This is a genomic window from Enterobacter sp. Acro-832 (assembly GCF_011752745.1).
Classification (GTDB): Bacteria; Pseudomonadota; Gammaproteobacteria; order Enterobacterales; family Enterobacteriaceae; genus Enterobacter; species Enterobacter quasiroggenkampii.
This window is the reverse complement of sequence record NZ_VWWX01000003.1, coordinates 172,842-199,069: the sequence shown is the minus strand read 5'-3', so window position 1 is coordinate 199,069 and position 26,228 is coordinate 172,842. Positions and strand designations below refer to the sequence as shown.

The 26,228-nt window shown below is 58.6% G+C and carries 25 protein-coding genes; 16 read left to right on the top strand and 9 right to left on the bottom strand.

The window, feature by feature from the left end; translation table 11 throughout:
• Nucleotides 1–2 precede the first annotated feature (2 nt).
• Genes F3J31_RS12265 through F3J31_RS12255 form a run of 3 tightly spaced genes read left to right on the top strand, consistent with a single transcriptional unit; the run spans nt 3 to nt 1,895 of the window.
• Nucleotides 3–533: a fimbrial protein gene (locus F3J31_RS12265; RefSeq protein WP_223539594.1), complete on the top strand. Its 531-nt coding sequence runs from the start codon at nt 3–5 to the stop codon at nt 531–533.
• Nucleotides 499–1,236 carry a molecular chaperone gene (locus tag F3J31_RS12260; RefSeq protein ID WP_240152762.1) on the top strand — a complete coding sequence of 246 codons (738 nt, stop codon included), beginning with the start codon at nt 499–501 and terminating at the stop codon, nt 1,234–1,236. Before F3J31_RS12265 ends, F3J31_RS12260 begins: the two co-directional genes overlap by 35 nt.
• A gap of 32 nt (nt 1,237–1,268) precedes the next feature.
• Complete coding sequence (locus tag F3J31_RS12255) at nt 1,269–1,895, top strand: hypothetical protein (protein WP_167213338.1); 627 nt, start codon at nt 1,269–1,271, stop codon at nt 1,893–1,895.
• A 53-nt stretch (nt 1,896–1,948) separates the two neighbouring features.
• Here the strand turns inward: F3J31_RS12255 and lsrG are convergent, their stop codons facing one another.
• The 6 genes from lsrG to lsrA are packed head-to-tail and all read right to left on the bottom strand — an operon-like array spanning nt 1,949 to nt 7,634.
• Complete coding sequence (lsrG, locus tag F3J31_RS12250; RefSeq protein ID WP_010435840.1) at nt 1,949–2,242, bottom strand: (4S)-4-hydroxy-5-phosphonooxypentane-2,3-dione isomerase; 294 nt, start codon at nt 2,240–2,242, stop codon at nt 1,949–1,951.
• Entirely contained in the window at nt 2,239–3,126 is an 888-nt protein-coding gene (gene lsrF, locus F3J31_RS12245) for a 3-hydroxy-5-phosphonooxypentane-2,4-dione thiolase (RefSeq protein WP_032653516.1), read from the bottom strand. The genes lsrG and lsrF overlap by 4 nt, the downstream gene beginning before the upstream one ends.
• A gap of 11 nt (nt 3,127–3,137) precedes the next feature.
• A complete protein-coding gene (gene lsrB / locus F3J31_RS12240) occupies nt 3,138–4,139 on the bottom strand; it encodes an autoinducer 2 ABC transporter substrate-binding protein LsrB (protein WP_167213335.1) in 1,002 nt (333 codons plus the stop codon).
• Nucleotide 4,140: 1 nt separating this feature from the next.
• Nucleotides 4,141–5,118, bottom strand: a complete 978-nt coding sequence (gene lsrD / locus F3J31_RS12235) for an autoinducer 2 ABC transporter permease LsrD (protein ID WP_167213333.1) — start codon at nt 5,116–5,118, stop codon at nt 4,141–4,143.
• Entirely contained in the window at nt 5,119–6,150 is a 1,032-nt protein-coding gene (gene lsrC, locus F3J31_RS12230; RefSeq protein WP_167213330.1) for an autoinducer 2 ABC transporter permease LsrC, read from the bottom strand. It lies immediately after the preceding gene.
• The gene (lsrA, locus tag F3J31_RS12225; RefSeq protein WP_167213873.1) at nt 6,147–7,634 is read right to left on the bottom strand and encodes an autoinducer 2 ABC transporter ATP-binding protein LsrA; all 1,488 of its coding nucleotides are present in this window, start codon (nt 7,632–7,634) and stop codon (nt 6,147–6,149) included. Before lsrA ends, lsrC begins: the two co-directional genes overlap by 4 nt.
• A gap of 215 nt (nt 7,635–7,849) precedes the next feature.
• On the opposite strand from lsrA, the gene lsrR reads away from it, so the two are divergent.
• The 3 genes from lsrR to F3J31_RS12210 all read left to right on the top strand — a co-directional run bounded on the left by lsrR (nt 7,850) and on the right by F3J31_RS12210 (nt 12,680).
• Nucleotides 7,850–8,821: a transcriptional regulator LsrR gene (gene lsrR / locus F3J31_RS12220; RefSeq protein ID WP_167213327.1), complete on the top strand. Its 972-nt coding sequence runs from the start codon at nt 7,850–7,852 to the stop codon at nt 8,819–8,821.
• A gap of 33 nt (nt 8,822–8,854) precedes the next feature.
• Nucleotides 8,855–10,483, top strand: a complete 1,629-nt coding sequence (lsrK, locus tag F3J31_RS12215) for an autoinducer-2 kinase (protein ID WP_167213325.1) — start codon at nt 8,855–8,857, stop codon at nt 10,481–10,483.
• A 175-nt stretch (nt 10,484–10,658) separates the two neighbouring features.
• Entirely contained in the window at nt 10,659–12,680 is a 2,022-nt protein-coding gene (locus F3J31_RS12210) for an NADPH-dependent 2,4-dienoyl-CoA reductase (RefSeq protein WP_167213322.1), read from the top strand.
• Between the two features lie 90 nt (nt 12,681–12,770).
• Here the strand turns inward: F3J31_RS12210 and rlmG are convergent, their stop codons facing one another.
• Nucleotides 12,771–13,907 carry a 23S rRNA (guanine(1835)-N(2))-methyltransferase RlmG gene (gene rlmG / locus F3J31_RS12205; protein WP_063622490.1) on the bottom strand — a complete coding sequence of 379 codons (1,137 nt, stop codon included), beginning with the start codon at nt 13,905–13,907 and terminating at the stop codon, nt 12,771–12,773.
• Between the two features lie 83 nt (nt 13,908–13,990).
• Here rlmG and F3J31_RS12200 point away from each other — a divergent pair, with 83 nt between their 5' ends.
• The 4 genes from F3J31_RS12200 to sstT all read left to right on the top strand — a co-directional run bounded on the left by F3J31_RS12200 (nt 13,991) and on the right by sstT (nt 18,249).
• Nucleotides 13,991–14,494: a M48 family metallopeptidase gene (locus tag F3J31_RS12200; RefSeq protein WP_024906411.1), complete on the top strand. Its 504-nt coding sequence runs from the start codon at nt 13,991–13,993 to the stop codon at nt 14,492–14,494.
• A 70-nt stretch (nt 14,495–14,564) separates the two neighbouring features.
• Nucleotides 14,565–15,563, top strand: coding sequence for a Gfo/Idh/MocA family oxidoreductase (locus F3J31_RS12195; protein ID WP_045910061.1), 999 nt, complete (start codon nt 14,565–14,567; stop codon nt 15,561–15,563).
• A gap of 251 nt (nt 15,564–15,814) precedes the next feature.
• Nucleotides 15,815–16,780, top strand: a complete 966-nt coding sequence (locus F3J31_RS12190) for a TerC family protein (RefSeq protein WP_021242367.1) — start codon at nt 15,815–15,817, stop codon at nt 16,778–16,780.
• A gap of 227 nt (nt 16,781–17,007) precedes the next feature.
• Nucleotides 17,008–18,249: a serine/threonine transporter SstT gene (sstT, locus tag F3J31_RS12185; protein ID WP_048028904.1), complete on the top strand. Its 1,242-nt coding sequence runs from the start codon at nt 17,008–17,010 to the stop codon at nt 18,247–18,249.
• 86 nt (nt 18,250–18,335) lie between these two features.
• On the opposite strand, the gene F3J31_RS12180 is transcribed toward sstT, so the two are convergent.
• Both F3J31_RS12180 and uxaC read right to left on the bottom strand, forming a co-directional pair.
• Complete coding sequence (locus F3J31_RS12180; protein WP_167213320.1) at nt 18,336–19,823, bottom strand: altronate dehydratase family protein; 1,488 nt, start codon at nt 19,821–19,823, stop codon at nt 18,336–18,338.
• A 17-nt stretch (nt 19,824–19,840) separates the two neighbouring features.
• On the bottom strand, nt 19,841–21,253 hold the full coding sequence (gene uxaC, locus F3J31_RS12175; protein WP_063622497.1) for a glucuronate isomerase: 1,413 nt from the start codon (nt 21,251–21,253) through the stop codon (nt 19,841–19,843).
• Between the two features lie 476 nt (nt 21,254–21,729).
• Here uxaC and F3J31_RS12170 point away from each other — a divergent pair, with 476 nt between their 5' ends.
• From F3J31_RS12170 to F3J31_RS12145, 6 genes are all read left to right on the top strand, one after another.
• Nucleotides 21,730–23,028: an MFS transporter gene (locus F3J31_RS12170; protein WP_045910065.1), complete on the top strand. Its 1,299-nt coding sequence runs from the start codon at nt 21,730–21,732 to the stop codon at nt 23,026–23,028.
• A 183-nt stretch (nt 23,029–23,211) separates the two neighbouring features.
• Nucleotides 23,212–23,988 carry a transcriptional regulator ExuR gene (exuR, locus tag F3J31_RS12165; RefSeq protein WP_023615584.1) on the top strand — a complete coding sequence of 259 codons (777 nt, stop codon included), beginning with the start codon at nt 23,212–23,214 and terminating at the stop codon, nt 23,986–23,988.
• A gap of 344 nt (nt 23,989–24,332) precedes the next feature.
• Nucleotides 24,333–24,995, top strand: a complete 663-nt coding sequence (gene yqjA / locus F3J31_RS12160; protein WP_023309289.1) for a DedA family general envelope maintenance protein YqjA — start codon at nt 24,333–24,335, stop codon at nt 24,993–24,995.
• Nucleotides 24,996–24,997: 2 nt separating this feature from the next.
• On the top strand, nt 24,998–25,381 hold the full coding sequence (gene mzrA, locus F3J31_RS12155) for an EnvZ/OmpR regulon moderator MzrA (protein ID WP_167213317.1): 384 nt from the start codon (nt 24,998–25,000) through the stop codon (nt 25,379–25,381).
• Between the two features lie 143 nt (nt 25,382–25,524).
• A complete protein-coding gene (locus F3J31_RS12150) occupies nt 25,525–25,893 on the top strand; it encodes a DUF1090 domain-containing protein (RefSeq protein ID WP_008503142.1) in 369 nt (122 codons plus the stop codon).
• A gap of 29 nt (nt 25,894–25,922) precedes the next feature.
• Nucleotides 25,923–26,228, top strand: a complete 306-nt coding sequence (locus tag F3J31_RS12145) for a YqjD family protein (RefSeq protein WP_008503141.1) — start codon at nt 25,923–25,925, stop codon at nt 26,226–26,228.

Below are 26,228 nucleotides of genomic sequence, written 5' to 3'. Positions count from 1 at the left end.
AAATGAAAAAAAAATTAACAATGATATTCACCGCGCTTTTTCTGGTGGCATTGTTTTCTGAATGTACACTGGCGCACGACGGTACAATTTATATCACTGGCGTTATCCATAAAAAGACGTGCACTATCGCGCCTGACTCACAGACGCTGACGGTCCCAATGGACAGCGTTCAAAGCCTTTACTTCACCCAACCGGGTATGGGGGCCGATTATCACCCGTTTGCCATTAATGTGGAAAACTGTGCCGGAACAGAAGGCTCCGTCAGTATTACCTTTGATGGTACACCCGACACGGTAAACCCCGATTTGCTCACGCTCATCGGCGGTGAAGGCTATGCGACGGGCATCGGTGTAGGTATTTACAATCAGGACAAATCGCTGATTTCCATCGGAAGTAAAAGCCAGGATATCTTGATTATCCCTCATCAAAGCGACGCCATTCTGCATTTTTACGCCCGCTACATTGCCACTGCCAGTACCGTCACCACGGGGACGGCAAATGCGACGACGACATTTATTCTTAATTATGCGTGAACGTTTATTCCCGGCGACGATGCTGCTTCTCTTTTTATTCTCGATGACCGTGCCCCAGGCAAGGGCAGGGGTCACGATCGGTGGAACACGTTTTGTCTATCCGGAACGAGAGAAATCAATCAGTTTTTCTGTCCGTAACCCTTCTGACGCTTCTTACCTGATCTACACCAAAGTCGAGCCAGGCGGCCTCTGGTCAGGTTCTGATATTCCGTCTGGGTTGCAATCGGCATTTGTCGCCACGCCACAGCTGTTTTCATTGCATCCTGAACGTGAAAACACGGTTCGCCTGATATTTACGGGAGGCGTCATACCTGAAGATCGCGAAACGCTATTCACGTTAAGCGTTTCGGCCATTCCTTCTGCGAACAAGCACTCCGCAGGCGTTCAGACTGCAGTGCGTTCACGCTTTAAACTTTTTTATCGCCCCGCCGGGCTCACCGGTCATCCTGATGATGCTTATCAGGCTCTACGCTGGTCGCGAAGCAAAAGTAAGGTCGTCGTGTATAACCCGACGCCTTATTACATCACGCTTTATCAGCTCAGCCTCGGGGGGAAAAACATACCCGACGGCGGCGTTGTCGCCCCTTTTAGCAAGCGCGAGCTCGAAGGCTGTAAAGACGCCGCGCTGTGCCAGGTACGCTGGCAAACGATTAATGACTATGGCCGCATTATGCCTGTTCGAATGCAAACACTTTTGCCGTAGTCCAGTTCTTACTCTTTTTACGGAATAATAGTATGAAAGTCCCTACCGTCCTTTGTCGCCTTTCAGTCCCCCTTGCTGCGGCACTTGTTTTCTCCACCGCAACGCAGGCAGAGCCCGCCACGCCCCAGCAGATCGAGCAAACAGGAAAAGCGGCAGAAGCCTATTTCGCTGCACATCCTGAAAAAATAGGGGAAATTGTCTCGACCTATCTTGCCGAGCATCCTGAGTTTTTGGTTGCGGCGGGCGAAAGCCTTCGCCAGCGTCAACAGATAGCCCAGCAGCAAGCCATGGTGCAAAATGCCGTGATCCATCGCGATCGGTTACTTGCCGCCGGCGATCCCGTCGTCGGCCCCGTTGACGCAAAAGCCGCCGTGGTGGCTTTCGTGGAGGAAAACTGTGTGAACTGCAACATCACACAAGAGCTTATCCATGCCAATCCGGATGTGCGTTTTATCTTTAAAAAATTGCCTTCAGCCGGGTCGGCAAACATAGCATTACAGGAAAACGTGACGCTAGTGAAGCAGATCGGTTTTACCAACATGCCAGCGTTTGTCGTTTTGCCTCAGGAAAAAGATCCTGTCATTCAGCGCATTAGCGTTATGTCCGGCAATGTTTCTGCTGATGCATTAATCATGGCGATTCAGAAAGCCAAAGGATAGCCCGAACGCTTTTCTTTCCGATGACGCGCAAAAGCACGTCATCGGACACGAGGTTACTCCGGCAAAAGCCCGACGAAACTGCGCTTTTTGCGCGGCTCCGACATCAGCTCCTCAAGTTTATCCACGCACGCCAGATAGTGTGGCGTTTGCTTATGCGCCAGCACCGCCTCTTCGTCTTTGTAGGCCTCGTAGATAAAGAACCGGGTTTTCACGCGTGGGTCCTGCAGCACGTCAAAGCGCAGGTTCCCCGGCTCCTTGATTGCGCCTTCGTGGTTGGCGCGAAACACGTCCAGAAACTCGTCTACCCGCTCGGGCTTAATGTTGATCTCCACCAGCGTCACGTTCATTTTGCTTCTCCCTGTTTCTCTTCCTGCCAGAACTGGAACGCATCGCGGGCATTCCAGTTCTCGTGAACCACTTTTTTCACCGCCTTCAGCATGGCGAGCGGCGCGCTGGACTGGAAGATGTTGCGCCCCATGTCCACGCCGGATGCCCCCTGGTCAATCGCGCGCCAGCACATCTCCAGCGCCTCGTGCTCCGGCAGCTTTTTGCCCCCGGCGATGACAATCGGCACCGGACAGCTGGCGGTCACTTTTTCAAAGCCTTCATCCACGTAGTAGGTTTTGACGAACTGCGCCCCCATTTCGGCGGCGATGCGGCTGGCAAGCGAGAAATAGCGCGCGTCCCGCGCCATCTCTTTCCCCACGCCCGTCACCGCCAGCGTCGGCATGCCGTAGCGCGCCCCCGCGTCCACCAGCTTGATGATGTTATTAATCGACTGATGCTCAAACTCGCTACCGATATAGACCTGCGCCGCCACGGCGCAGACGTTCAGGCGCAGGGCATCTTCCATCGCCACCGCCACGCATTCATTGGACAGCTCGCCCAGAATCGAGTTACCACCGGAGGCGCGCAGCACGACCGGTTTATTGGTCGCAGCAGGCACCTGGCTCCTGAGGATGCCGCGGGTACACATCAGCACGTCGGTTTCACCAAACAGCGGCGCAATGGAGAGATCGATACGCTCAAGGCCGGTGGTCGGCCCCTGAAAGTAGCCATGGTCAAAGGCCAGCATCACCGTACGGTTGCTCTGCGGGTTGAAGATGCGTGCCAGGCGGGACTGCATGCCCCAGTCCAGCGAGCCACAGCCCTTCAGCGTGAACGGCACATTCTGCTGCGGCGTGCCGATGCCAAAATCCTTACCGTCTTTGATATCGTCTAAATCAGCCATTTGCTCCCCCGTCAGAAATCGTATTTGCTGATGTTCTCTTTGGTGAACACCACCCGCTCCGGCAGCAGCACGATGCCGTTGCCCTTCGCCTCATACTGGTAGCCCTGCACGCTGTTCGGCTCGACCTTCAGCGCCCCGATGTTTTTTACGTCCACGCTGTCGCCGACGTTAAGATCGCCTTTTTTCAGCAAACGATCGGCGACATTGACCGCAATTTTGCCCTGTTGCACCACGTCCCAGAGGCCAAAGGCCTTCACCGTGCCGCGCTCAACGTACGGGCGCATCACGTTTGGCGTGCTGAAGCCGACAATCGCCACCCCTTCCCGCTTCAGGTTTTCCGCCGCCTGCGCCGCGGCAGGCAGGGCGTTGGCGTCCGGGGCGATGATCGCATCCAGATCCGGATACGCTTTTAAGATCCCCTCGGCGGTCTGCAACGATTTGGTGGCGTCGTTATAGCCAAACTGGGTGGTGACGACCTCCCACTGCGGATGATCTTTCTCGATTTTGGCCTTCGCCTCTTTCACCCACTGGTTCTGGTCGGTGACGGTCGGGCTGGAGTAGAAGAACGCCACTTTGGCATTCGGTTTGGTGACCTGCTTGCCCGCCATGTCCACCAGCAGGCCGCCCAGCTGTTCCGGCGTCCCCTGGTTGATGTAGATGCTGCGGCACTCCGGTTTGGTGTCGGAGTCCCAGGTCAGAACCTTAACGCCGCGCTGCATCGCGCGCTTCAGCGCCGGACACAATCCGTCCGGCGACACGGCGGAGACGATGATGGCGTTATAGCCCTGGTTGACGAAGTTATTGATGAGCTGCACCTGGCCGGAAACGCTCGGCTCGGTCGGACCGTCATAGGTGACGTCCACGCCAAGATCTTTTCCCGCCTCTTTCGCGCCGTTGCCGCCGCTGGTGAAGAAGCCGACGCCCACCAGCTTCGGGATAAAGGCAATGCGGTCCGCCGCCTGCGCCGAGGCGAAGCTGAGGGCCATTGCCAGGACGAACAGTTTTGTTTTCATCTTACGCTCCGGATAGTTTTCTAAAGAGAGATCGCACCCATTCACGGTGCAGACTCAGCGAACGCCCCATCACCACCACAACCAGCAGCGCCCCTGACAGCGCGCTCGATACCTGGTTGGGGATGCCGACCATCTGTAACCCCTGCTGCAGGTAGCCCACCAGCAGCGCCGCCAGCGCCGTACCGACAACCGAACCTGACCCGCCGTAGATATTGGCCCCGCCGAGCACGGCGGCGGTGAGCGCGGGCATCAGTAAATCGCGCCCCAGATCCGAACGCGCGGAGCCGAAATAGGAGACCATTACCAGCGCGGCAATCGCGGAGGCTACGCCCACCAGGCCGTACAGCGCGTAGGGCATGCCGTTCACCGACAGCGCCGCATAGCGCGCCGCGCGCGGGTTCTGCCCAATCAGGAACAGATGGCGCCCAAAGCGCCCGCGGTGGGTAATGAGCCAGAAGAAGACGGTGATAGCCGCGAACAAGACCAATGGGATCGGCAGGCCAAATACCGTGAGGTTAGCGAAGGCGGTAAAGCTGTCCGGGAAGCCGCCGATGCCCTCGTAGCCCGTGGCCCCCGCCATGCCGGAGAGCAGCAGCGCCCCGCCGCCGTAGAGGTAGAGCGTGCCGAGGGTAATCACCAGCGGGCTGATGCCGGTGTAGTGGATCAGCGCCGCGTTTACCAGCCCGCACAGCAGTCCCAGCAGCAGCGTCAGCGGAACGGCGACCGCCATCGGCCACCCGGCCTGCATCATCACCCCCAGCGCAATCGCGCACAGGCCGATGGTCGAGCCGAGGGAGATGTCGATCCCGCCGCTGATAATCACCAGCGTCAGCGGCAGCGCCACGATGCCAATGCAGATAAAATCGCTGGTGCTGAACAACAGCATGTTGATGTCGAGCATGCGCGGGTTGATGGCGCCGAAAAGCAGGATCTCCAGCACCAGCAAAATGAGCAGTGCGCTTTCCCAGTTAAGCCTCATTTACGCCACCTCTTTTTTGCGTTTGGGAAACGGTGTGACGTGCTTTCCCCCTTTGTTGCCCGGCTGGAAGCGACCGTACTTCAGCGCCCGCTGATGCCGCGCCAGCGCCTGGCGCAGACGCCCGTCGAGCACCAGCACGCCCAGCAGCACCAGCCCGGCGATAAAGTCATTCCACCAGGCAGGAAGCCTGAACAGCACCAGCACGGTGTCGATTTGGGTGAGGAAGAACGCACCGAGCAACGCGCCGATCAGCGTGCCCGTGCCGCCCAGCAGTGAAATGCCACCCAGTACGCAGGCGGCGATGGCCTTCATCTCCAGCCCGCTGCCGGTCTGGTTGGGCACGAAGCCAATCTGTGCGGCAAAGACAATCCCGGCGCAGGCCGCCAGCATGCCGTTGAGGGTAAAGGCGATCATGCGGGTCCGGTTCACCGCTACGCCCAGCTGCCGCGCGGCGGCGAGGTTATCCCCCACCGCGTAGAAATCACGCCCGAACGCGGTGCGCGACAGCGTCCACGCGCCGGTGACCACGATAATCAACACCACCATGCCAAGGGGCGACACGCCGATGGCCGCAGGCTCAGAGAGAGATTTCAGCCCCGGCGGCAGCCCCTCAATCCACTTCCCGCCGGTCCAGAGCAGCATCGCTCCACGGTACAGCCCCAGCGTGCCGAGGGTGGCGACAATCGCCGGGATGCGCAGCCCCACCACCAGCAACCCGTTGAACGCCCCGGCCAGCGCGCCAACCATGAGCGCGAAGAGGATGGAAACCGGCAGGCTGTAGCCGCTGTTGAGCGCCACGCCGACGGCGATGGCGGACAGCCCGACGGTCGACCCCACGGAGACGTCGATATTGCGCGTCAGCATTACCAGCGCCGCACCGATGGCCAGCAGGATCAGGATCTGCGAGCTGGCGAAAATCATCCCCAGCGTCTGCAGGCTGAAGTAAGAGGGATTAAGCGCCACTAGCACGGCGAACAGCGCCAGAATGGCGAGAAACGCGCTTAGCTCGCGGTTTTTCAGTAAGATCTTCATGCTTGCCCTCCGAACGCCAGCGCCATCATGCGATCGAGGCTGACGGCATGGCGCGGCAGCTCGCCGCTGAGCACGCCCTGGTGCATCACCAACACGCGGTCCGCGAGGCCAGGAAACTCATCGAGATCGCTTGAGATCATCAGCACCGCCACGTTTTGCGCCGCCACGCTTTTGATGAGCTGGTAGATATCGGCGCGCGCCGAGACGTCCACGCCGCGCGTCGGTTCATCGACGATCAGCAGTAAAGGATTGGCCTCCAGACAGCGCGCCAGCAGCACCTTCTGCTGGTTGCCACCGGAGAGCGTGCGCACGGTTTGATCCGCATGGTTGAGCTTGATCCCCAGCGCCCGGTGATAGCGCTCCACGACCGCAGACTCCCGCTTGCGCTGCTGCCAGAACGACGGCTCGTTCAGCGCCACGGTGTTCCAGCGGATCGGCGCGTCGAGGAACAGGCCGGACACCTGCCTGTCTTCCGGCAGGTAGACCAGGCCTCTGTTTAGTCGCGAGCGCACCGGCTCGTTGGCGATCTCCTGGTTCTCCAGCCAGATGCGTCCCCCGCGTACCGGCCGCAGGCCGTAGAGGGTTTCGGCAAACTCGGTACGTCCGGATCCCACCAGCCCTGCAAGGCCGACGATCTCTCCAGCGTAGATCTCAAGGCTCAGATCGATAAACCCTTCCCCGGTGAGATCCTCCACCCGCAGCACCGGAAAGTCCTGCGGCTGGGTGCGACGGTTGCCCGGCAGCGCCAGCCACAGCTTTTGCGTATCACTCAGGGATTTCTCCCGGCTCACCGGCGTCATGGCGGTAATCAGGGCGTTATCGTCGAACTGCGCGGTTTCCCCGCTCAGCACTACCGTGCCGTCGCGCATCACCGAGACGTGGCTCGACAGCACGCGAATTTCCGGCAGCTTATGGGAGATAAACACGATCCCGACGCCGAGCGCCTGCAGGGCGCGGATCTGGCGGAACAGCCGTTCGGTTTCGCCCGGCGTGAGGGAGGCCGTAGGTTCGTCGAGGATCAGGATCCGGGCGTTGCGCATTAATCCGCGCAGGATCTCCACCATCTGCTGATCCGCCACTTCCAGGGTGCTGGCGGCGGCGTCGAGGTTGAGCTGGCACTGCAGCTGCTCAAGTTTTTCCGCCAGCCGCTTTTCCCGATCGCGCTCGCGCGGCAGGCGGAACAGGATATTTTCCCGCACCGTCAGGTTAGGGAACAGCAGCGGCTCCTGCGGCACCAGGTAAATGCCGAGCCTGTGCGCCTGCACGGGCGTCAGCCGCGCATATGACTGCCCCTCGACGGAAAGTTCACCGCCGTCCGGCGTCTCGACCCCGGCGATGATCTTCATCAGCGTCGATTTTCCCGCGCCGTTTCCGCCCATCAGCGCGTGCACCTGGCCCGCAAGCAGCGTGAAATCAATGCCTTTTAGAACCGGCACGCCTGAGAACTGCTTGCTGATATTCCGCGCGTCGAGAAGTGAGGTCATCATCGCTCCGCTATTGAACAAATGATTTTTAGATTTAATAATGTTCAAAAGCGTAGACGGTGAACTATATTTACAACCGTGCAGGGATCACAGTTTTATCGATTGAGATTCAGATAAACCAGAAACGATCGAAATGATCCGTTTTGTCGCGTGGCTCACACTTTCCCTTCGCGCCATCACGAACATATGATCTAAATTTTTATAAGAGTTCAACTATGAGCGATAAACGCACTGCGGAAGAAGGACGGTTTGCCGGGCTGGCGCTGGCGGAAGAGGAGCTGGTGGCGCGCGTGGCCTGGTGTTACTACCACGACGGGCTGACCCAGAACGATATCGGCGAACGCCTCGGGCTGCCGCGATTAAAAATCTCCCGCCTGCTGGAGAAAGGCCGTCAGTCCGGAGTGATCCGCGTGCAGATCAACTCCCGCTACGAGGGCTGTCTGGCGCTGGAAACCGAGCTGCAGCAGCGCTTTGGCCTGAAGCTGGTGCGCGTGATGCCTGCCTTAAATACGCCGCCAATGAACGTGCGGCTGGGCATTGGCGCAGCGCAGTCGCTGATGGGCGTGCTGGAACCCGGCCAGCTGCTGGCGGTGGGGTTCGGTGAAACCACCATGAGCAGCCTGCAGCACCTGAGCGGATTTATCAGCTCACAGCAGATCCGCCTGGTGACGCTCTCCGGCGGCGTCGGGCCGTACATGACCGGTATCGGCCAGCTGGATGCGGCCTGCAGCGTCAGCATGATCCCCGCCCCGCTTCGCGTGTCATCCGCAGAGGTAGCCGGGATCTTAAAACGCGAAACCAGCGTGCGGGACGTGATCCTCGCGGCCACCGCCGCCGACGTCGCGGTGGTGGGTATTGGTTCAGTGAACCAGCGCCGCGATGCCACGATCCTGCGCTCCGGCTACATCAGCGAAGGTGAACAGCTGATGTACGCCCGAAAAGGCGCGGTCGGCGATATTCTCGGTTATTTCCTCAATACCGAAGGGGAGTGCGTCGAGGAGCTGGAGATCCATAAAGAATTACTCGGCGTCTCGCTCGATGAGCTGGCGCAGCTGCCCACCATCGTTGGCGTGGCCGGAGGGGAAGAGAAAGCCGATGCGATTTATGCCGCACTGAAGGGTCGCCGTATCAATGGCCTGGTGACGGAGGAGACGACAGCCCGCGCGGTGCTGGCTCTGGCCAAGTGAGAGCCCGCCCTGCGCTAACAGCGAGGCAAGCTCATGAGTTACCTTTTAGCATTAGATGCAGGGACCGGCAGCGTTCGCGCCGTGATTTTCGATTTGCAGGGCAACCAGATTGCCGTCGGCCAGGCCGAGTGGAAGCACCTGAGCGTGGAGAACGTGCCGGGCTCGATGGAGTTCGACCTCGACACCAACTGGCGGCTGGCCTGCCAGTGCATTCATCAGGCGCTGACGCGCGCGAATCTGGGCGCGGCGGATATTCAGTCCGTCGCCTGCTGCTCCATGCGCGAAGGGATAGTGCTTTACGACCGAAACGGCGAGGCCATCTGGGCCTGCGCCAACGTTGACGCCCGCGCCAGCCGCGAGGTGGCCGAACTCAAAGAGATCCACGACAACCGATTTGAATCCGAAGTGTATGACGTCTCCGGCCAGACGCTGGCGCTGAGCGCGATGCCGCGCCTGCTGTGGCTGGCACACCATCGTCCGGATATTTACCGCAGCGCCGCCACCATCACCATGATCAGCGACTGGCTGGCAGCGAAACTCTCCGGCGAGCTGGCGGTCGACCCGTCTAATGCGGGCACCACCGGCATGCTGGATCTCTTCTCCCGCGACTGGCGTCCGGCGCTGCTGGACATGGCCGGGCTGCGTGCCGATATTCTCTCCCCGGTAAAAGAGACCGGCACCGTGCTGGGCGCTATCACCCGAGAGGCCGCACAGCAAAGCGGTCTGCGCGAAGGCACGCCGGTCGTCATGGGCGGCGGCGACGTGCAGCTGGGCTGTCTGGGTCTGGGGGTAGTCCGCGCCGGACAAACGGCGGTGCTGGGCGGGACCTTCTGGCAGCAGGTCGTGAACCTGCCGCAGGTGCGCACCGACCCTGGCATGAACATTCGGGTGAATCCACACGTGATTCCCGGCATGGCGCAGGCGGAGTCGATCAGCTTCTTTACCGGGCTGACCATGCGCTGGTTCCGCGACGCATTCTGCGCCGAGGAAAAGCTGATTGCCGAGCGGATGGGGATGGACACCTATTCTCTGCTGGAAGAGATGGCCAGCCGGGTGCCGGCGGGCTCCCACGGGGTGATGCCAATCTTCTCCGACGCCATGCATTTTAAGCAGTGGTACCACGCCGCGCCGTCGTTTATTAACCTCTCCATCGACCCGGAAAAATGCAATAAAGCGACGCTGTTCCGCGCCCTGGAGGAGAACGCGGCGATCGTCTCGGCCTGTAACCTGGCGCAGATTTCCCACTTCTCCGGCGTGACGTTTGAAAGCCTGGTCTTTGCGGGCGGGGGCTCGAAAGGTGCGCTGTGGAGTCAGATTTTAAGCGACGTCTCCGGCCTGCCGGTGCGCGTGCCGGAGGTCAAAGAGGCCACGGCGCTGGGCTGCGCCATTGCGGCAGGCGTTGGCGCAGGGCTGTTTGCCGATATGGCCTCGACGGGCGAGCGGCTGGTGAAATGGAGCCGCGAATTCACGCCAAACCCGGTACATCGCGAACTGTACGACGGCATGATGCAGAAATGGCAGGCGGTATATGCAGACCAGCTCGGGCTGGTGGACAGCGGATTGACGACGTCGATGTGGCAGGCGCCGGGGTTATTAAAAACCCATACACCTCACCCTGCCCCCCTCCCCATAGGGGAGAGGGAAAAAACCAGATCGAGCTGATTCTTTAAGGCCGCACCGGCCAGTCCCCTCTCCCCTCCGGGGAGAGGGTTAGGGTGAGGGGAAGTTCTTTGAGATCTATCACAATCATTCGATCCCGCTTTTACCTTTCCGCTGCCGCTGGCTAAATTAGTAACTCATCCGACCACATAACAATAATTTTACACTGGAAGAGACTATGAGCCGCTACCCGTCGTTATTCGCCCCTCTCGATCTGGGGTTCACCACACTCAAAAACCGCGTGTTGATGGGCTCGATGCACACCGGGCTGGAGGAGCATCCGGACGGGGCCGAGCGTCTGGCAGCCTTCTATGCCGAACGCGCCCGCCATGGGGTAGCGCTGATCGTCACCGGCGGCGTGGCCCCTGCCCCTTCCGGCGTCGGCATGGAGGGCGGCGCGGTGCTGAACGATGCGTCACAGCTGCCGCACCACCGCATTGTGACCGACGCGGTACACAACGAGGGCGGTAAAATCGCCCTGCAAATTCTGCACACCGGACGCTACAGCTATCAGCCGAATCTGGTCGCGCCATCGGCCATTCAGGCGCCAATTAACCGCTTCACTCCGCATGCCCTGAGCCACGACGAGATCCTGGCGCTGATTGACGACTTCGCCCGCTGCGCGGCGCTGGCGCGCGAAGCGGGCTACGACGGCGTTGAGGTGATGGGGTCTGAAGGCTATCTGATTAACGAGTTTCTGGCCGCCCGCACCAACCAGCGCGACGACGAATGGGGCGGCGACTATGCCCGCCGGATGCGCTTTGCTGTAGAAGTCGTGCGCGCCGTGCGCGAACGTGCGGGCGCGGATTTTATTATCATCTTCCGCCTGTCGATGCTCGATCTGGTGGAGGGCGGCGGCACGTTTGACGAAACCGTGCAGCTGGCGCAGGCGATAGAAGCCGCGGGGGCCACCATTATCAACACCGGCATCGGCTGGCACGAGGCGCGCATCCCGACCATCGCTACGCCGGTGCCGCGCGCGGCGTTCAGCTGGGTAACGCGCAGGCTAAAAGGGAAAGTGTCTGTTCCGCTGGTCACCACCAACCGCATTAACGATCCGCAGGTGGCGGACGATGTGATTTCACGCGGCGATGCCGACATGGTCTCGATGGCGCGCCCGTTCCTGGCCGATGCCGAGCTGCTGTCCAAAGCACAAAGCGGCCGTGCGGATGAGATCAACACCTGCATCGGCTGTAATCAGGCGTGCCTGGATCAGATCTTCGTCGGGAAAGTGACCTCCTGCCTCGTCAACCCGCGCGCCTGCCACGAAACCAAAATGCCGGTGATCCCGGCGACAGCGAAAAAACGCCTGGCGGTTGTCGGCGCAGGACCTGCGGGCCTGGCGTTTGCGGTCAATGCCGCCTCGCGCGGGCACGGCGTGACGCTGTTTGATGCGCTGGGGGAGATTGGCGGGCAGTTTAATATCGCCAAACAGATCCCCGGCAAAGAGGAGTTCTACGAAACGCTGCGCTACTACCGCCGGATGATCGAGCTGACGGGCGTCGAGCTGCGGCTTAACCAGTTTGTCCACGCGGCGGATCTGACTGATTTCGATGAGGTGATCCTGGCGAGCGGGATCGTACCGCGCACGCCTGCGATCGAGGGTATCGATCATCCAAAAGTGCTGAGCTATCTCGACGTGCTGCGTGACAAAGTACCGGTTGGCGAGAAGGTGGCGATTATCGGCTGCGGCGGGATCGGCTTTGATACCGCTATGTATTTGAGCCAGCCGGGCGAGGCGACCAGCCAGAACATTGCCGAGTTTTGCGTCGAATGGGGCATTGATACCAGCCTCAGCCAGTCCGGCGGACTGCGCCCCGAAGGGCCGCAGCTGCCAAAAAGCCCGCGTCAGATCGTGATGCTGCAGCGTAAAGCCAGCAAGCCGGGCGAAGGGCTGGGCAAAACCACCGGCTGGATCCACCGCGCTACCCTGCTCTCACGCGGGGTGAAGATGATCCCGGCGGTCAGCTACCAGAAGATCGACGACGAAGGGCTGCACGTCACGATCGGCGGCGAGCCGCAGCTGCTGCGCGTGGATCATGTGATTTTATGTGCCGGGCAGGAGCCGAAGCGCGATCTGGCCGATCCGCTGCGCGAGGCCGGTAAAACGGTGCATCTGATTGGCGGGTGTGACGTGGCGATGGAGCTGGATGCGCGGCGCGCGATTGCGCAGGGGACGAAATTAGCTCTGATGATCTAGAACATTGCCGGGCGGCGCTGCGCTTGCACGGCCTACGGGTCCGAGGCCATTGTAGGCCCGGTAAGCGAAGCGCCACCGGGCAAAACAATCTTAACGACGACGTCCCAGCTTCACCGACTTCAGCACCACAAACTTATTGTTCGTCGCAATGGTGACGCAGTTACCGAAAATCTTCTTCAGCTTGTGGAAGTAGTCCAGGTGGCGATTCGCCACGATGTACAGCTCGCCGTTGATTTTCAGGCAGCGGCGCGCGTGGTGGAACATCTCCCACGCGACGTTATCCGTCAGGGCGTGCTTCTGGTGGAACGGCGGGTTGCAGAACACAGCGTTGAAGCGGAACGGCTCTACCCCCGACAGCGCGTTGTTGATCATAAACTCGCAGCGGTCCAGCGCGTCCGGCAGGTTGGTTTCTACGTTCAGACGGCTGGAGGCCACCGCCATCGGCGATTCGTCGCTGAACACCACGCTGGCTTCCGGGTTCTTCGCCAGCAGCGTCAGGCCAATCACGCCGTTGCCGCAGCCAAGATCGACAATCTCACCTTCCAGATTTTCCGGCAAATGTTCCATAAAGAAGCGCGCGCCGATATCCAGACCGGTGCGGGAGAAGACGTTCGCGTGGTTATGGATGGTCCAGTCGGTCCCTTCCAGCTTCCAGCTCAGCGTTTCTGGCGCGTCGGCCAGCTCAGGGGCGGCGAACGTACAGTTGATCAGGCGCGCTTTTTTCCAGGCCAGCGTGGTGGTGGTCGGGCCAAGGACTTTCTCGAACAGCTCCAGCGTCGAAGTATGAATATCGCGCGCTTTGGCACCCGCGATGATGCGGGTTTCTGGCGTGACGACCTTACGCAACGCGCGCAGCTGCTGCTCCAGCAGCGCCATGGTTTTTGGCACTTTGATCAGCACCACGCCCGGCGCCTGCGGGTAGTCTGCGGTGCTGTCGAGGAACTTCACGCTGGACTCTTCGATGTCGTTATGGCGAAGGTTTTCACGCGTCGCCAGCTCGCTCAGGTAGGAGTCGCCGATACTGTACGGCGTGTGTTCCGCCAGCGCACAGCCCAGGGCGCCAAACGCGTCATTCAGGATCAAAACCGGGCCGCGGATTTCAGTGTCATCCAACTGCTGCAGCAGATATTCATCCGCCGCTTCCCACGCCTGAAGCGGGTTAACGTCGTCCGTCTCCGGGAAACGTTTAAGGTTGAGTGAACGGAAACCGTTGTCTAAGTGGCTCATCGGCCCTCCTGAATGGTAAAATTTGGCGTATCCCTGAAAAGGGTGCGTGAGTATACCCGTTTTATTGTCGATTTGGGGCGTTGATGAACCAACTTACTTATCTCCAGGGCTACCCGGAGCATTTACTCACTCAGGTTCGCAGCCTGATTGCCGAGCAGAAGCTGGGCGCGGTGCTGGAAAAACGCTACCCCGGCACCCACGATTTCGCGACCGATAAGGCCCTCTGGCAGTATACGCAGGATCTGAAAAACCGGTATCTGAAGAGCGCCCCGCCGATCAACAAGGTGATGTACGACAACAAGATCCACGTGCTGAAAAACGCGCTCGGCCTGCACACCGCCGTCTCCCGCGTGCAGGGCGGCAAGCTGAAGGCAAAGGCCGAAATCCGCGTCGCGACGGTTTTCCGCAACGCGCCGGAAGCCTTTCTGCGGATGATCGTCGTCCATGAGCTGGCACACCTGAAAGAAAAAGAGCACGACAAAGCGTTCTATTCCCTGTGCTGCCATATGGAGCCGCAGTACCACCAGCTGGAGTTTGATACCCGGCTGTGGCTTACGCATTTATCGTTAAAAGGTAATGCGGAATAGCGCACGCGAATTGTCATGATGACGTGCTACAGTGGCTAAAGGTTCCCCGCTACGGAGTACGTAAACGTTTATGATACGTTTCGCAGTCATTGGAACGAACTGGATTACGCGCCAGTTCGTCGACGCCGCCCACGAAACCGGCAAACTGAAACTTACCGCAGTCTATTCCCGCAGCCTTGAGCAGGCGCAGAGTTTTGCCAACGACTACCTCGTCGAGCATCTCTTCACCTCGCTTGATGAGATGGCGCAAAGCGACGCCATTGACGCGGTCTATATCGCCAGCCCGAACTCCCTGCACTTCCCGCAAACGAAGCTATTCCTCAGCCATAAAAAGCATGTGATTTGCGAGAAGCCGCTGGCGTCGAACATCGATGAAGTCGAAGCCGCCATTGCGCTTGCCCGCGAAAACCAGGTGGTGCTGTTCGAAGCCTTCAAAACCGCCAGCCTGCCGAACTTCCTGCTGCTGCAGCAGTCCCTGCCGAAGGTGGGCAAAGTGCGTAAAGCCTTTATCAACTACTGCCAGTACTCGTCGCGCTACCAGCGCTATCTCGACGGCGAGAACCCGAACACCTTTAATCCGGCCTTCTCTAACGGCTCGATTATGGATATCGGTTTCTATTGCCTGGCCTCTGCCGTGGCCCTGTGGGGCGAGCCGCACGGCGTCACGGCCACCGCCAGCCTGCTGGAGAGTGGCGTGGATGCGCACGGTGTCGCGGTGCTGGATTACGGTGATTTCAGCGTGACGCTGCAGCACTCCAAGGTGAGCGACTCTGTCCTGCCGAGCGAAATTCAGGGCGAAGCGGGCTCGCTGGTCATCGAGAAGATCTCCGAGTGCCAGAAGGTGAGCTTTGTGCCGCGCGGCGGCAAAGCCCAGGAGCTGACGCAGCCTCAGCATATTAACACTATGCTCTATGAGGCAGAGGTCTTCGCCCGTCTGGTGGAAGACAACGAAGTGAATCACCCAGGCCTTGCGGTGAGCCGCACCACGGCGAAGCTGCAAACGGAGATCCGCCGTCAGACCGGCGTGGTGTTCCCGGCAGACGGCGTGAGCGCGGAAGTTATCGCGTAAAGCTGTGTAATGAAACGGCGCAGACCATTGACGAAACCAATGGTCTGACATATTTTGTTACCTGCAAAGGGGAGTAACTTCTTCGTCGGTGGATCGTCATTACGATGCGTGCAATACCGCATCCGGTCGCCGGGCAACCCTCGTGGTTGTAAGTGAGACCTTGCCGGAAGGCGAGGTCTATGCATAAAAAGCTAACGGCTATCGTCTTCTGACCATGGCCGTTTTTGTTTTTTATGTGTAAGGAAAATAGTATGCATTCTGTCGGCACTCCCATGTTGTGGGGCGGATTCGCGGTTGTCGTGCTCATCATGCTGGCGATCGACCTCTTTTTACAGGGGCGTCGCGGCGCGCACGGCATGACCATGAAACAGGCTGCGGCCTGGTCGCTGGTGTGGGTCACCCTCTCCCTGCTCTTCTGTGCCGCCTTCTGGTGGTATCTGGCTTCGACCGAAGGCCGCGCGGTGGCCGATCCTCAGGCCCTCGCCTTCCTCACTGGCTATCTGATTGAAAAAGCCCTGGCGGTCGATAACGTCTTCGTCTGGCTGATGCTGTTCAGCTACTTCGCCGTACCTGCGGCCCTGCAGCGCCGCGTGCTGGTCTACGGCGTGCTGGGCGCGATTATCCTGCGTACCATCATGATCTTCGCTGGCAGCTGGCTGATAACCCAGTTCGAATGGCTGCTGTACGTCTTCGGCGCGTTCCTGCTGTTCACCGGGGTCAAAATGGCGCTGGCGAAAGAGGACGGCTCTGCGATAGGCGATCGCCCGCTGGTGAAGTGGATCCGCGGCCATCTGCGCATGACCGACAAGATCGAGAGCGAGCACTTCTTCGTGCGCAAGAACGGCCTGCTGTTTGCCACCCCGCTGCTGCTGGTGCTGATCCTGGTTGAGCTGAGCGACGTGATTTTCGCCGTGGACAGCATTCCGGCCATTTTTGCGGTGACCACCGACCCGTTCATCGTCCTGACCTCTAACCTGTTCGCCATCCTCGGCCTGCGCGCCATGTACTTCCTGCTGGCAGGCGCGGCGGAGCGCTTCTCAATGCTGAAGTACGGCCTGTCGGTGATCCTGGTGTTTATCGGTATCAAAATGCTGATCGTCGATTTCTACCATATCCCGATCGCCATTTCGCTCGGCGTGGTGTTTGGCATTCTGATCGTGACGTTGATTATCAATACCTGGGTTAACCGCCAGCACGATAAGAAGCAACAGGCTTAGTGCTTTTTGCCCGGTGGCGCTGCGCTTACCGGGCCAACAACGCCACCCGGCACTTTCGTTAATCAATAGTTAAAAAACATGACGCAACACGTAAAATCCAGCATTTTACGCTTCCCTCCGCAGACGCTTTCCCTATACTCGACCAGGCAAACATTTACTTACATCCGGACATAAATGTGACTAAGAGCACATCCGGGATGGAACGCAATTTCACTTAAGGAACATTCATGACGACAACCTCATCGGGCCTGCTTGCGCGCCTGTCGCGCGGCAGCCTTGTTAAGCAAATACTGGTTGGACTGGTGCTCGGCGTCGCGCTGGCACTGATCTCAAAACCTGCCGCCGAGGCCACTGGTCTGCTCGGCACACTGTTCGTCGGCGCACTGAAAGCGGTCGCGCCGGTTCTGGTTTTGACGCTGGTGATGGCCTCAATCGCCAACCACCAGCAGGGGCAGAAAACTAATATTCGCCCGATTCTGTGGATGTATCTGCTGGGGACGTTCTCGGCTGCGCTGACGGCGGTTGTCGTGAGCTTTATCTTCCCGTCCACGCTGCAACTGACCACCGGCGCGACCGACATTACGCCGCCCGCGGGTATTGTTGAGGTGATGCACGGCCTGCTGATGAGCATTGTCGCCAACCCGATCCATGCGCTGATTAACGCGAACTACATCGGGATCCTGGTATGGGCCGTCGGTCTGGGCTTCGCTCTGCGCCACAGCAACGACACGACTAAAAACCTGGTTAACGACCTTTCTCACGCCGTGACCTTCATCGTGACGGTGGTCATCCGCTTTGCGCCGATTGGTATTTTTGGCCTCGTGGCATCCACGCTGGCTACCACCGGTTTCGGCGCGCTGTGGGGCTATGCGCAGCTGCTGCTGGTGCTGATTGGCTGTATGGCCGTCGTGGCACTGGTGATTAATCCGTTGCTGGTGTTTCTGCAGACCCGTCGTAACCCGTACCCGCTGGTGCTGATGTGCCTGCGCGAAAGCGGTGTGACCGCCTTCTTCACCCGCAGCTCGGCGGCAAACATTCCGGTCAACATGTCCCTGTGTGAGAAGCTGAATCTGGACCGCGATACCTACTCCGTATCCATTCCGCTGGGTGCGACCGTCAATATGGCGGGAGCGGCCATCACCATCACGGTGCTGACGCTGGCCGCGGTGCATACGCTGGGTATTCCGGTGGATCTGCCAACTGCGCTGCTGCTGAGCGTGGTGGCCTCGCTGTGTGCCTGCGGCGCATCCGGCGTGGCGGGCGGTTCCCTGCTGCTGATCCCGCTGGCATGTAATATGTTCGGCATCCCGAACGAGATCGCCATGCAGGTGGTTGCGGTAGGCTTTATCATCGGCGTGCTGCAGGATTCCTGCGAAACCGCGATCAACTCCTCCACCGACGTGATGTTTACCGCCGCCGTGTGCCAGGCGGAAGACGCGCGTTTAGCGAAGAACGCCCTGCGCAGTTAAAAAGAAAAGCCCGGTGGCGGCTACGCCTTACCGGGCCTACAGGGTTTAGTAGGTCGGGTAAGCGCTAGCGCCACCCGACAAAGTACTTAAAGCGTCACACCGCTCTTAAAGATCGCCAGCTCGCGGAAATCGTTCTTCTCGTTGCAGGTCTGCCTGCCGTTGGCAAATTCCACAATCGCGTCCACGAATTCCGTCAGCAGCTGCGGCATCGCCTTGCCGTGGATAAGCTGCCCGGCATCGAAGTCGATCCAGTGCTTTTTCTTCGCCGCCAGCTCGCTGTTGGTGGCGATTTTCACCGTCGGCACAAAACCGCCGTACGGCGTGCCGCGACCGGTGCTGAACAGCACCATATGGCAGCCGGCTCCCGCCAGCGCGCTGGTGGCGACCGCATCGTTACCCGGCGCGCTCAGCAGGTTCAGACCGTGCGTTTTCAGGCGCTCGCCGTAACGCAGAACGTCAACCACCTGGCTCGTGCCCGCTTTCTGGGTGCAGCCAAGGGATTTCTCTTCCAGCGTGGTGATCCCACCCGCTTTGTTACCCGGAGACGGGTTCTCATAAATGGGCTGATTGTGGGCAATGAAGTACTGTTTGAAGTCGTTCACCATGGTGACGGTTTTTTCAAACGTCTCCTCGTCGCGGCAGTGGCTCATCAGAATACGTTCCGCGCCGAACATCTCCGGCACCTCGGTCAACACCGTCGTGCCGCCGTTAGCGATCACATAGTCCGAGAAGCGGCCCAGCATCGGGTTGGCGGTGATACCGGACAGACCGTCAGACCCGCCGCACTCCAGCCCAAACTTCAGCTCGCTCAGCTTGCCCGGCTCGCGCTTGTCGTGGCGCATCACGTCATACAGCTGATGAAGCTGCTCAACGCCCGCCTCCACTTCGTCATCCTGGTGCTGACACACCATAAAATGCACGCGCTCAGGGTCAAACTCGCCCAGCGTGTCGCGGAAGGCATCAACCTGGTTGTTCTCGCAGCCCAGGCCAATCACCAGCACCGCGCCCGCGTTCGGGTGACGCACCATGTTTTGCAGCATGGTGCGGGTGTTAATGTGGTCATCCCCCAGCTGGGAGCAGCCGTAGGTGTGGCTGAACAGATGCACGCCGTCGGTGCCTTCGGCATTGTTGGTCTCTTTCAGGAAGCGCGTCTGGATCTGACGCGCAATCCCGTTCACGCAGCCGACGGTCGGGAGGATCCACAGCTCGTTGCGGATCCCCACGTCGCCGCTGGCGCGGCGGTAGATCTGCACGTCACGATCCGCCGCCTGCTCTTGCGCCCCAGGTAAATCAGGTTGATAGCTGTACTCGTCCAGATCGCTCAGATTGGTGCGGGTATTATGGGAATGAAGATGTTCACCCGGCACGATATCCGCCAGCGCATGCCCAATCGGAAGACCGTACTTAATGACGTTGTCCCCTTTCGCGAGAGGCTTCACGGCAAACTTGTGTCCGCGAGCAATCGCCTGACGCAGGGTGACGCTCTGGTTATCAACGGTCACCACGTCGCCTTCAGCGAGATCCGTCAGCGCGACGGCCACGTTATCCAGCGAATGGATTTTGATGTATTGCATATCAACCTCAAACGGCCTTAGTTCAGTTCAATGCCGAAGTAGTCACGCGCATTGTTAAAGCAGATGTTTCTCACCATGTCGCCCAGCAGCTGGATATCCGCCGGCGCTTCGCCTGCGTGCACCCAGCGGCCAATCATCTGGCACAGAATGCGGCGGAAATATTCATGACGGGTATAGGACAGGAAGCTGCGGCTGTCGGTCAGCATGCCGACAAAGCGGCTCAACAGGCCAAGCTGCGCCAGCTGCGTCATTTGACGTTCCATGCCGTCTTTCTGATCGTTGAACCACCAGCCGGAACCGAACTGCATCTTGCCCGGCATCCCTTCGCCCTGGAAGTTACCCACCATGGTGCCCAGCACTTCGTTATCGCGCGGGTTCAGGCAGTAGAGAATGGTTTTCGGCAGCAGGTTTTGCTCATTCTGTTTGCTCAGCAGTTTTGACAACTCTTCCGCCAGCGGACGGTCGTTGATGGAGTCAAAGCCCACGTCCGCGCCAATCAGTTTGAACTGGCGCTGGTTGTTATTGCGCAGCGCACCGATGTGGTACTGCTGTACCCAGCCGCGACGCGCGTATTCCGCGCCGAGGAACACCAGTACCGCCGTTTTGAACTGCGCCACTTCGTGCTCGCTAAGCGATTCACCGGACAGGCGACGCGCCAGAATGCTGTCCAGCTCGGCCTCGTTTGATTCCGCGAACAGCACGACGTCCAGCGCGTGGTCAGAGACTTTACAGCCGTGCGCCGCGAAGTGATCCAGACGTTTGGTCAGCGCGGCCTGGAGATCGGCGAAACGACGGATGTCGGTATCGGACACTTCCGCCAGCTTCGCCATGTAGTCGTTAAACGTGGCCTGCTCAATGTTAAAGGCTTTGTCCGGGCGCCAGCTTGGCAGCACTTTGATATCAAAAGAAGTGTCTTTGGCGACAACGGCATGATGCTCCAGGGAGTCGATCGGGTCGTCGGTGGTGCCCACCATCTTCACGTTCATCTGCTTCATGATGCCGCGCGCGGAGAAGTTCTCCTCAGCCAGCAGCGCATTGCACCGCTCCCAGATTTCATCGGCGGTCGTTGGGGAGAGCAGTTTACCGGTGATGCCAAACGGGCGACGCAGCTCAAGGTGCGTCCAGTGGTAGAGCGGGTTACCGATGGTGTGCGGGACGGTCGCCGCCCAGGCATCAAACTTCTCGCGGTCGGTGGCGTCACCGGTACACAGGCGTTCCGCCACACCGTTGGTGCGCATGGCGCGCCATTTGTAGTGGTCACCCTTCAGCCAGATATCATACAGGTTTTTGAAACGATAATTTTCGGCAACCTGCTGCGGCGGCAGATGGCAGTGGTAGTCGAAAATTGGCTGGTCTTTTGCGTAGTCGTGGTACAGGCGGCGAGCAAATTCGGTATCTAACAGAAAATCGTCGGTCATAAACGGCGTCATTATCGTCTTCCTCATTACGGGAGCGTCAGAAAGCGTATGTTCATATGCTGCAAAGTTATCACACCAATTTCCAGCCACCGAAGCTTTTTTCGTGAGTGAGATCAATAAACGCTAACAAATAAATTACCCTCTAAGGCGTAAACCCTTCTACAGACCGCGCCATTACTGGCTTTGCGTGCAGCGATTAATGCCCCTACAAAGAATCATACATTTGTGATGTCACTCACCTTTTAAAGTTGTATGACAAGTTATCTTTTCGCCGTCGCAAACGCTAAGCCGACGGAATGCATTACCGGTGTGAGAGGCATCGGGTTTAACGGTACGGATACCGACTTATGCACGCTTACTTATGGCAAGGTTCGGGCCGTTCCGGGACATGCTTCCGGCTACGCCCCTCCCGTTACACAACTGCTCCCGGAAACGGTTGAGAAGTTGCCGTGCTCTGGCGCGGACATAACATAACGATGAGGTTTTAGATGCGTAAAATTAAAGGGTTACGTTGGTATATGATCGCACTGGTGACGTTAGGCACCGTGCTGGGCTACCTGACACGTAACACCGTGGCAGCCGCAGCGCCGACGTTAATGGAAGAGCTGCATATCTCCACACAGCAATACTCCTACATCATTGCCGCCTATTCCGCGGCGTATACCATCATGCAGCCAGTTGCAGGCTATGTGCTGGATATCCTCGGTACCAAAATCGGTTATGCCTTCTTCGCCATCGCCTGGGCGGTGTTCTGCGGAGCCACCGCGCTGGCGGGAAGCTGGGGCGGCCTGGCGCTGGCGCGCGGTGCGGTCGGTGCGGCAGAAGCTGCGATGATCCCGGCGGGCCTGAAAGCCAGCTCCGAGTGGTTCCCGGCAAAAGAGCGCTCTATCGCTGTTGGCTACTTCAACGTGGGCTCGTCCATCGGGGCAATGATTGCGCCACCGCTGGTGGTGTGGGCTATCGTGATGCACAGCTGGCAGATGGCCTTCATTATCTCCGGCGTGCTGAGCTTCGCCTGGGCAATCGCGTGGCTGGTTTTCTATAAGCACCCACGCGATCAGAAAAAACTCTCCGAAGAAGAACGCGAGTACATCATTGGTGGTCAGGAAGCACAGCATCAGACCAACAACGGCAAGAAAATGACCGTCTGGCAGATCCTGGGCACCCGTCAGTTCTGGGGTATCGCCCTGCCGCGCTTCCTGGCAGAACCGGCCTGGGGAACCTTTAACGCGTGGATCCCGCTGTTCATGTTTAAAGTCTACGGCTTTAACCTGAAAGAGATCGCGATGTTCGCCTGGATGCCCATGCTGTTCGCTGACCTGGGCTGTATCGTGGGCGGCTACCTGCCACCGCTGTTCCAGCGCTGGTTTGGGGTGAACCTGATTGTTTCCCGTAAGATGGTAGTCACCATGGGCGCCCTGCTGATGATTGGCCCGGGCATGATCGGCCTGTTCACCAGCCCGTACGTCGCGATTGCCCTGCTGTGCATCGGTGGCTTTGCGCACCAGTCCCTGTCCGGCGCGCTGATTACGCTCTCGTCTGACGTCTTTGGTCGTAACGAAGTGGCCACCGCCAACGGCCTGACCGGGATGGCCGCCTGGACCGCGAGTACGATGTTTGCGCTGGTCGTCGGCGCGCTGGCAGATACCATCGGCTTCAGCCCGCTGTTCGCCGTGTTGGCTATCTTCGACCTGCTGGGCGCGGTGGTGATCTGGACGGTGCTGAAGAGCAAATCGGCAGAGGAGCTGGCGAAAGAGTCGCTCGGGAAACCGGCGACGCAGAGTTAGCAACCATTTTCCCGCCGGGAGGCGCTACGCTTACCCGTCCTACAAAACCCGTAGGCCCGTGCAAGCGAAGCGCCGCCGGGCATTTAAAGGCCGCTCAGTAGCGGCTTTTTTAATGGCAAATCTGGAGAGTGGCACGCAAAAGTGGTATAACAAATCATCTGCCGTACCCTGCCTGGAGCGCATATGGAAATCACCGAACCACGTCGTTTATATCAACAACTTGCTGCAGAGCTGAAAGATCGCATCGAGCAAGGGGTCTATCTTGTCGGTGATAAACTGCCCGCCGAGCGCTTCATCGCGGATGAAAAAAGCGTCAGCCGCACCGTGGTGCGCGAAGCGATCATCATGCTGGAAGTGGAAGGCTACGTTGAGGTACGCAAAGGCTCCGGCATTCACGTCATTTCCAATCTGCCGAAACACTCTCCCGTCGCGGACGAAAGTCTGGAATTTGCCAGCTATGGTCCGTTTGAGCTGCTCCAGGCTCGCCAGCTGATTGAAAGCAACATTGCCGAATTTGCGGCGACGCAGGTGACCAAGCAGGACATCATGAAGCTGATGGAAATCCAGGAGAATGCCCGTAAGGAAAAATGTTTCCGCGATTCAGAGTGGGATCTGCAGTTCCACGTCCAGGTCGCCCTGGCAACCCAGAATACGGCGCTGGCGGCAATCGTTGAGAAAATGTGGACTCAGCGCGTTCACAACCCGTACTGGAAAAAACTGCACGACCATATCGATTCCCGTACCGTCGACAACTGGTGTGACGATCACGACCAAATCCTTAAGGCGCTGATTCGTAAAGATCCGCATGCCGCTAAGCTGGCGATGTGGCAGCACCTGGAAAACACAAAGCAGATGCTGTTCAATGAAACCAGTGACGACTTCGAATTTAACGCTGACCGCTACCTTTTCGCCGATAATCCCGTTGTTCATCTCGATACGGCCCCCAGTGCCGCAAAATAGATGACCTTCCCGCTGGCAGGCGCCTCGCTGCGCCTTCTGGCTTCAGTGGGTAAGCAAAACATATATAGTGTCAGCCTTTGTAAATCCCCTCGCTCACTTCCTGGGCTTACGCCAAAATCAACTCACGCCTGCAAATTCTGTGACGCAGAACGTTGGGCTTTGTTACAATTGGATTCACTTCGTTATTTTGTAAGTTAGTGCTTGCTAACCAGCCAATTAACAGGGAACCGTGTTGGCCACACCGCAATGTGTCCGCGAGCGACCATAATGAAATCACAACAATATCGCCGTGCTGTTTGCCCCGGATAACAGGCGTGACGTTAACCGATTTCCAGGAACACTGAATGGAACTTTTGACCCAACTACTGCATGCCCTCTGGGCGCAGGACTTTGAAACGCTGGCCAACCCTTCCATGATTGGCATGCTCTATTTCGTCTTGTTTATGATCCTGTTCCTTGAGAACGGTTTGCTGCCTGCAGCCTTCCTGCCTGGTGACAGTTTGCTGGTGCTCGTCGGCGTGCTGTGTGCCAAAGGGGCGATGGCGTTTCCGCACACCATTTTATTACTGACCGTCGCGGCCAGCCTCGGCTGCTGGGTGAGTTACATCCAGGGAAGATGGCTGGGCAATACCCGGATCGTCCAGAACTGGCTCTCGCACCTGCCTGCACATTATCATCAGCGGGCGCACCACCTTTTCCATAAGCACGGGCTTTCCGCGCTGCTGATTGGCCGCTTTATCGCGTTTGTACGTACCCTGTTGCCGACCATTGCCGGTCTGTCGGGGCTGAGCAGCGCGCGCTTCCAGTTCTTTAACTGGATGAGCGGTCTGTTATGGGTGCTTATTCTGACGACGCTCGGCTATGCCCTGGGTAAAACGCCGGTCTTTATGAAATATGAAGATCAGCTGATGTCCTGCCTGATGCTGCTGCCCGTTGTGCTGCTGGTCTTCGGCCTGATCGGCTCTCTGGTCGTGCTGTGGAAAAAGAAATACGGAGCCAGAGGCTAACGATGGCTATCTCACCGCTCGCCCTGCGCCGTTTTGCCTGTGCCGTGATGACGCTGGTGGTGCTCAGCGCCATACTGCTGGTATGGAGCGCGCTTTCGCACCAGGAATCCACGCTGGCCATACGCCCGGTGAACCAGGGTGCCAGCGTGCCTGACGGTTTTTCTGTCTGGCATCATCTGGATGCGAACGGGATACGTTTTAAGAGCATCACCCCGCAGGACGATGTTTTACTGATCAAGTTTGATTCCCGTGCGCAAAGTGCCGCCGCAAAAGTGGTTCTCGACCGTACGCTGCCGCAGGGGTATATCATTGCTCAGCAGGAAGATGACAGCCAGCCAGCAGCCTGGCTGTCGCTGATTCGCGATACGTCGCATCGATTTGGATAATTACCAGGATTCCGAATCTTTTCACTCACTTTGGTGAATCCCCCGTTTACTTACTATGCTTAAGTACGCGGAGCACCCCTCGACTGTACTCCGCATAACTTTGGATAGCGGCTTACGCCGCAACACAATGGAAGGTTTCGATAATGAAATTCCGCATGACTCTGGCTCTGGCCCTTTTTTCTTTAAGCACAGCATCCTTCGCCAATTCTCTCTGTCAGGAGAAAGAACAGGATATTCAGCGTGAGATCGGTTATGCCGAAAAGCATAACAATCAGCACCGTGTTGATGGTCTCAAAAAAGCGCTGAGCGAAGTGAAAGCGAACTGTTCAGACAGCAAGCTTCGTGCCGACCACCAGAAGAAAATCGCTGAACAGAAGGACGAGATAGCCGAGCGCCGTCGCGACCTGCAGGAAGCGAAAGAGAAAGGGGATGCGGAAAAAATTGCTAAGCGCGAGAAGAAGTTGAAAGAAGCGCAGGACGACCTGAAAGCGCTGGAAGCTCGCGATTATTGAGTTAACGGAAATCTCAACAGGAGAGAATCATGTCAAAAGATACGACGTCTGAACATCTGCGCGCTGAACTGAAATCCCTGGCCGATACCCTTGAAGAGGTGCTGAACTCCTCTGCTGACAAGTCAAAAGAAGAGGTCAGCAAGCTGCGCAGCAAGGCGGAGCAGGCGCTCAAGGAGAGCCGCTATCGCCTGGGTGAAACCGGTGATGCACTGGCAAAACAGACCCGCGAAGCGGCCGCGCGTGCGGACGAATACGTGCGTGATAATCCATGGACGGGCGTAGGGATTGGTGCCGCAGTCGGTGTGGTACTGGGTGTCCTGCTGACGCGTCGTTGA